Genomic DNA, 7,038 nt, shown 5'->3' with positions numbered 1-7,038 from the left:
TTCTCAAGTAAAAACTACAAAAAGCGTGCTGCCGATAAGAGAACGATTAGTAAAAAATATTTCTTTACTGATCATTCTCAATGCGGTATAAATAGATCACAGATGAAAAAGGGTCAAAGTAATTATTTTAAGGAGGGTTAAAATGTCACACTTACAATTCGCTGAACTTTGCGTAAAACGTGCCAGCCTCACAAGGACCTTGCCAGAAGGAAAAGAGGAACTTCAATGGGTTTCCAATACGGCTGTTCTTATTTATGGAGAAAAAGAGGCAATTTTAGTCGATACTTTTACTACTATTGAACATAACCAAAAATTGATCGATTGGATAAAGACATTTAACCGTGACCTAAAATACATCTATATTACGCACGGTCATGGTGATCATTTCTTTGGAATCAAACAAATAAAAGAAGCTTTTCCCCATGCTAAAGCATTGGCAACAGAAGGAACAGTAAAAGAGAGTTTGAAACAAGGAAACCTAATTGAAAGCTTTTGGGATAAATTATTCCCTGATCAAATACCTCAACCTCAGGTCTTTCCTGATGTTATCAATATGAATTCTTTTGAACTCGAAGGACATAAGTTGGAGATCATTGAAGCTGGGTATACGGATACCGCGAATACAACATCATTGTGGATTCCGGATCTAGAATTACTAGTGACCGGGGATGTTGTTTATAACGGAATCCATCCCTATCTAGCTGAAACCACGGAAAGTTCTCGAATCGAATGGATTCAAGCCATAGATCGTCTAATGCAACTAAATCCAAAATTTGTTGTGGCGGGGCACAAAGTCCCCGAGAATGAGAATAACCCCAAAATCTTAGGTGAGACTCAGCAATATCTGTTAGACTTTAATCGAATGGAGAAAGAGACAGACACCGCTTCAGATTTATACAACAGCATGCTTCATCTTTACCCAAACCGGGTAAACCCAGGCTCACTTTGGGGATCAGCGAATGCGGCCAAGGCTTAAACCTCATCGAAGGATTGAGAATAACATGAATAAACGATCCATAACATCAAAATTTTATCCCGCGTATCGATTTCGCCGAAATTTACGTTTATACCGGTGAGTAAGAAATTTAGCTTACTCCAGGTTGGAAATGAACCGATCGTGACGTGAAGGCGTGGAGCAGGGATGGAAGGCCGGTATATGATAATGTCCGTCTACAGATGGGAGGTGTGCCCGAGATGCCAACGTTAGCTAAAGAGCTGGTTAAGCGAAACCCTAAGCGAACTAGGTCTAATATGGAACAGGTGAATTTCCCGATATGGATACAGATGCATGGTGCAGCATTACGCAATTACTGCCGATCGTTAGCCGGCTCGGTTTGGGAAGGCGACGATTTGGCGCAAGATACGTGGCTCAAGATTTGGTCGGCGACGCAAGGTAAAGGAGACGACGTTCAAATCACACGAACGTACCTGTATCGCACGGCTCAGCATGCGTGGATTGACCGCAGCCGGAGAAAGCGGCTTCGGGCAGAGTCGCTTCCCATGGACGAACTTCTGCAAGCGCCGGGACAGAACGATCCCGCTGAAGTGTGGGGCGCGATGGAGACCCTGGTCTCCGAGCTTTCGCCCCTTCAACGAACCGCGCTACTGCTGATCGATATTTTACAGTATACGGCCGGTGAAGCTGCGCAGTTGATTCAATCGACGGAAGGGGCTGTCAAAGCCGCCCTGCACAGAGCGAGGGTCAGACTGCGAAATGCCGTGGAGGGTTCCAGACGAGAAGGCAGAGACACCTCAGGTAAAGGGACTTCCATTGGGGAGGCTGCATCCCCAGACACATCCAATGACGTACTTGTTTATGCGTACATGGATGCGGTCCGCCGAGAAGACGCCGCTGCGCTTGCGATGCTGTATAACGACGTCCGGCCTCAGGATATAGTCCCGGTGTTAACACTCCAATCGTATCGCCGCAACTCCCTGCGGAGCAAATCAGGCTCCCCTGCTACCGATCCGGTACAAAACCGGCAAAGTTTCATGTCCCTCGGTCTTGCCGCCTGATTCAAAGGAGGGTAAGCCATGAGTTCAGTAATCCCTTATGTTATCGAACAAACCGGACGAGGTGAACGGTCGTATGATATTTATTCGCGTTTGCTGAAGGATCGGATCGTGTTCCTCGGTTCAGCGATTGACGATCAGGTCGCCAATAGCATTACAGCGCAGATGTTGTTCTTGGCAGCTGAAGATCCGGAGAAGGATATTTACTTCTATATCAACAGTCCAGGTGGTTCAACATCAGCAGGCTTTGCCATATACGATACAATGCAATATGTGAAGCCGGACGTGCAAACGATCTGCTCCGGGTTGGCGGCTTCCTTTGCCGCGATACTGTTATTGTCTGGAGCCAAAGGGAAGCGGTTTGCCCTGCCCAACAGTGAGATTATGATTCATCAACCGCATGGAGGCGCGCAAGGGCAGGCCAGTGATATTGCGATCAGTGCCAAACGGATCTTAGGGATCCGGGAACGACTCAACGCCATTGCGGCGGAATGTACCGGGCAACCGCTGGAGCGAATTGAAAAGGATATGGATCGAGATTATTTCATGAGCGCAGACGAAGCTCGCGAGTACGGAATCATCGACCAGGTCATTACCCACGACAAGCGGTAACGAAGCACTGGATCGGAAGAATAGGAGGGAGAAGGCGAATGTGGCCTCTCCGTCCTTTTTCTTTTTGCCGAATCAAAGCTGGAGGAATGGGGCAGGATTAGCATCAGAATCCATGAAATGAACCTAATGTGCGCGTGAAATAGACACTCGTATTCGGTGGGCGGCCGAGTGATTTTTTGGCTGCGGTTGTCCTTGACAGCCTAGGGGGGCTTTGCTAAGATGGGAACAATATATTTTCGTAAGTGCCTATTCTGTCTTGATATATAAGGGTTATGTTCTTCTAAGGGATTACAGAGGTAGTCGTTTTTTTTATACCCGGATTTCAGGAAAGGGCCCAACAAAACAACCAAATCGAAGGAGGATTCATCACGGTGTGGGAAAGTAAATTTGACAAGGAAGGCTTAACGTTTGACGATGTGCTTTTGGTTCCCCGTAAATCGGAGGTATTGCCGAAAGAGGTGGATGTGTCCACTCGGCTCAGCGACAAGGTCAAGCTGAATATTCCGCTCATCAGTGCGGGAATGGATACGGTCACGGAATCCGCGCTGGCAATCGCGATTGCACGGGAAGGCGGCATCGGTATCATTCATAAGAATATGCCGATCGAACAGCAAGCCGAAGAGGTCGACCGAGTGAAACGCTCCGAGAGCGGCGTCATCACGAATCCTTTCTCATTGACTCCGGATCATCTCGTGTCCGATGCAGAGGAGGTTATGGGAAAATTCCGTATCTCCGGCGTGCCGATTGTGAATGAGGAGCACAAGTTGGTCGGGATTTTGACAAACCGGGATTTGCGCTTTGTGCATGATTACAGCATCAAGATCAGCGAAGTCATGACGCGTGACAACTTAATTACCGCACCGGTAGGAACTTCTTTACAGGAAGCCGAAGTCATTTTGCAAAAACATAAAATCGAGAAACTCCCTCTGGTCGACGACCACAATACGTTAAAGGGCCTGATTACGATCAAGGATATCGAAAAAGCGATCCAATTCCCGAACGCGGCCAAGGATGCGCAGGGACGCTTGCTCGTTGGTGCTGCCGTCGGGATCTCGAAGGATACGTTTGAGCGGACCGACGCGCTGGTTAAAGCTGGAGTTGACGTAATTACGGTCGATTCGGCGCATGGTCACCATATCAATATTATTGAAGCGGTAGCCGAGCTTCGCAAACGGTTTCCAGAGCTGACGATTATCGCCGGTAATGTAGCGACAGGCGAGGCGACGAGAGCCTTGATTGAAGCGGGAGCTTCCGTGGTGAAGGTCGGTATCGGACCTGGCTCGATCTGTACGACTCGCGTGATCGCTGGCATCGGCGTGCCGCAGGTTACGGCGGTGTACGATTGCGCGACGGTAGCTCGTGAATACGGGATTCCGATCATCGCAGACGGAGGTATCAAGTACTCCGGCGAGATTACGAAATCGATCGCGGCCGGTGCGCATGCGGTGATGTTGGGCAGCTTGTTTGCCGGTACAGAAGAAAGCCCTGGGGATTCGGAAATCTACCAAGGTCGCCGCTACAAGGTGTATAGAGGAATGGGTTCGTTGGGCGCGATGAAGCAAGGTAGTAAGGACCGCTACTTCCAAGACGACGACAAGAAGCTGGTACCGGAAGGGATCGAAGGCCGTGTTGCCTACAAAGGACCGATCTCCGATACGATTCATCAGTTGATTGGCGGCCTGCGTTCCGGGATGGGGTATTGCGGCACGAAGTCGCTGGATGAGCTTCGGAACGATACGCAGTTTATCCGCATCACAGGTGCAGGCTTGCGCGAAAGCCATCCGCACGATGTTCAGATCACCAAAGAGGCGCCAAACTACTCGCTGTAATAGAGGTAATTCAAAAAGTCAGAAGGGTTTAACCATTATTTTCCACATCAAGCAGGGCGTTTTCCGTCCTGCTTGTCTTTTTTTGCGGGTACCCCTGTGATAGAATAGATAAAGCAAATGAAAGAATATGAGGGGAGCTTTAAGGCATTGAAACACAAACAACCACAACGCAAGTCGACAACCAAACGGCGTTTCCTGCGCAAAAGCGTAGCTTCTGTATTGCTGCTAAATCTACTATGTTTCTCTCTTGCACCGGTGATGGCACTGGCGGAGGGAGAGCAAACGGAATCTACTTCTACTGAATCTACGACAACCGAAACGACGACAGTGCAAACAGCCACCTCAATTCCTTCCGTGGAATCCCTGGGCTTGGAAGTGAAGTCCGCGGTTTTGCTGGAGCCTGTATCCGGGCAAGTATTGATGAACATCAACGGGGATGTTCCTTTGCCTCCGGCCAGCATGACCAAAATGATGACCGAATATATCGTGGCTGACCTCGTGAAGCAAGGGAAGTTCAGTTGGGACGACGTGGTGACGGTAGGAAAAAATGCCGCCCAAACGATCGGCTCGCGGATTTTTCTGGCCGAAGGGGATCAACATACTATTGAAGAGTTATATATCGCGATGGCCGTCGGCTCCGCGAACGATGCGACGGTGGCTTTGGCTGAGCATGTTGCAGGTTCCGAGCAAGCTTTCGTGAAAATGATGAATGACGAAGCCAAGCGTATGGGGATGAAAACCGCGCACTTTGCGAACTCCACCGGCTTGGACATTGCGGATATGCCGGAACAATTCCGTCCTTCGGATACCGAAGAGACCGTGATGTCAGCAATGGATGCAGCCATTCTGGCAAGATACATTGTGACGGACCATCCGGACTTTACTCGGTTCACAACGATCCAATCGTACAAGTTCCGTGAGCGAGATACCGCTCCAATGATCAACTGGAACTGGATGCTGGAAGCCAATAAAAACGTGACTAACTTTAAGCAATACGCCTATGATGGTCTTGACGGGCTCAAAACGGGACACACCACGAATGCGGGCAACTGCTTTACCGGGACGGCCGTCCGTAACGGAATGCGCTTGATCAGCGTCGTGATGGGTGCTAAAACCGAAGGCTCTCGTTTCGTTGAAAGCCGCAAAGTCCTGGACTTCGGCTTCAATAACTTTGAAACGAAGCAAATCGTACCACCGAAAACAACGGTTGCAGGGACAGAAACCGTGACGGTGAAAAAGGCGAAAAACACGGAGATTCCGGTCGTAACGGATCAAGCGGTTAGCTTTGTCGTACCGAAAGGCGCGGACACGAGCGCGGTACAACCCAAAGTGACGTTGGCCGATGAGAGCACCTTGACAGCTCCGTTGAAGCAGGGGACGAAGGTCGGAACCGTAACCTACTCGTTTAAGGCTCCAGGCATGGACCAAACGCTTGAGAAGACAGTGAACCTGATCACAGCGGAAGATGCGGAAAAAGCCGGTTGGTTTAAGCTGATGATGCGAGCCATCGGCGATTTCTTCAGCGATCTGTTCAACGGCATCAAAAATCTTTTCTAAGCGTCCTTTCATATCCGAGTAAACGGGTTGTGTATTTCAACTGTATCTTGTAAAATATTTAGTTAGATTATTATCGGGAGGATTGGACATGGAAACAGGAACATCGCGTGTAAAAAGAGGTATGGCTGAGATGCAAAAAGGCGGCGTCATTATGGACGTCATGAATGCGGAACAAGCCAAAATCGCCGAAGCGGCTGGAGCTACCGCCGTTATGGCATTGGAACGTGTTCCTTCCGATATCCGGGCGGCCGGCGGCGTAGCCCGCATGGCGGATCCGACGATCGTTGAGGAAGTCATGAAGGTTGTCTCCATCCCGGTCATGGCAAAAGCGCGGATCGGTCATTACGTGGAAGCGAAAGTTCTGGAATCGCTTGGGGTAGACTATCTGGACGAGAGTGAAGTGCTGACCCCGGCGGATGAAGTATTCCATATCGATAAACGGGATTTCACCGTACCGTTCGTATGCGGGGCGAAGGATCTGGGCGAAGCGCTTCGTCGTATTAGCGAAGGCGCATCGATGATCCGGACGAAAGGGGAGCCGGGAACGGGCAACATCGTGGAAGCGGTACGTCACATGCGTCTGATCAACAGCCAAATCCGCAAGGTGCAGAACATGTCGAAGGATGAGCTTTATGCCGAGGCGAAGAACCTTGGTGTGGCTTACGACCTGCTTTTCGAAGTACATGAGAACGGCAAGCTGCCGGTCGTTAACTTCGCGGCGGGCGGTGTAGCAACACCGGCCGATGCGGCTTTGATGATGCATTTGGGCGCGGACGGGGTATTTGTCGGCTCCGGTATTTTTAAATCGGACAGTCCCGAGAAATTTGCTCGTGCGATCGTCGAAGCGACGACGCATTATACGGATTATAAATTGATTGCGGAAGTATCCAAAAATTTGGGTACACCGATGAAAGGCATCGAGATTTCCAAATTGTCCGCGGCAGAGCGGATGTCGGATCGCGGCTGGTAATCGTCTATCGCCAAGAACCGTAGGATCTAAAGCAAGTCCTTCACCCCGGCTGTCTCT

General features: G+C 49.8%; 6 protein-coding genes. All 6 read left to right on the top strand.

All coding sequences use genetic code 11. From position 1 onward, the window contains the following. Window positions 1-142: 142 nt before the first annotated feature. The 6 genes from IM700_RS20685 to pdxS all read left to right on the top strand — a co-directional run bounded on the left by IM700_RS20685 (window position 143) and on the right by pdxS (window position 6,981). On the top strand, window positions 143-976 hold the full coding sequence (locus IM700_RS20685) for an MBL fold metallo-hydrolase (protein ID WP_193418710.1): 834 nt from the start codon (window positions 143-145) through the stop codon (window positions 974-976). A gap of 218 nt (window positions 977-1,194) precedes the next feature. Continuing rightward, on the top strand, window positions 1,195-2,016 hold the full coding sequence (locus IM700_RS20680) for an RNA polymerase sigma factor (protein ID WP_167521297.1): 822 nt from the start codon (window positions 1,195-1,197) through the stop codon (window positions 2,014-2,016). A gap of 18 nt (window positions 2,017-2,034) precedes the next feature. Beyond that, entirely contained in the window at window positions 2,035-2,625 is a 591-nt protein-coding gene (gene clpP / locus IM700_RS20675; RefSeq protein WP_155608658.1) for an ATP-dependent Clp endopeptidase proteolytic subunit ClpP, read from the top strand. A 371-nt stretch (window positions 2,626-2,996) separates the two neighbouring features. After that, window positions 2,997-4,454, top strand: a complete 1,458-nt coding sequence (guaB, locus tag IM700_RS20670) for an IMP dehydrogenase (protein ID WP_193418712.1) — start codon at window positions 2,997-2,999, stop codon at window positions 4,452-4,454. A 117-nt stretch (window positions 4,455-4,571) separates the two neighbouring features. Continuing rightward, on the top strand, window positions 4,572-6,011 hold the full coding sequence (locus IM700_RS20665) for a D-alanyl-D-alanine carboxypeptidase family protein (RefSeq protein ID WP_193418714.1): 1,440 nt from the start codon (window positions 4,572-4,574) through the stop codon (window positions 6,009-6,011). Between the two features lie 88 nt (window positions 6,012-6,099). Further along, window positions 6,100-6,981 (top strand): pyridoxal 5'-phosphate synthase lyase subunit PdxS, encoded by an 882-nt coding sequence (pdxS, locus tag IM700_RS20660; RefSeq protein ID WP_155608660.1) that lies wholly within the window; start codon window positions 6,100-6,102, stop codon window positions 6,979-6,981. Window positions 6,982-7,038: the final 57 nt, after the last annotated feature.

This window comes from Paenibacillus rhizolycopersici (assembly GCF_014947195.2).
In the GTDB taxonomy this organism is placed as follows: Bacteria; Bacillota; Bacilli; order Paenibacillales; family Paenibacillaceae; genus Fontibacillus; species Fontibacillus rhizolycopersici.
The sequence above is the reverse complement of the archived record's forward strand: the minus strand, read 5'-3'. Positions and strand labels throughout refer to the sequence as shown.

Coding starts and splice junctions, on each gene's coding strand:
- IM700_RS20685 (WP_193418710.1), top strand. CDS start 143: ATGTCACACTTACAATTCGCTGAACTTTGCGTAAAACGTGCCAGCCTC.
- IM700_RS20680 (WP_167521297.1), top strand. CDS start 1,195: ATGCCAACGTTAGCTAAAGAGCTGGTTAAGCGAAACCCTAAGCGAACT.
- clpP (WP_155608658.1), top strand. CDS start 2,035: ATGAGTTCAGTAATCCCTTATGTTATCGAACAAACCGGACGAGGTGAA.
- IM700_RS20665 (WP_193418714.1), top strand. CDS start 4,572: ATGAAAGAATATGAGGGGAGCTTTAAGGCATTGAAACACAAACAACCA.
- pdxS (WP_155608660.1), top strand. CDS start 6,100: ATGGAAACAGGAACATCGCGTGTAAAAAGAGGTATGGCTGAGATGCAA.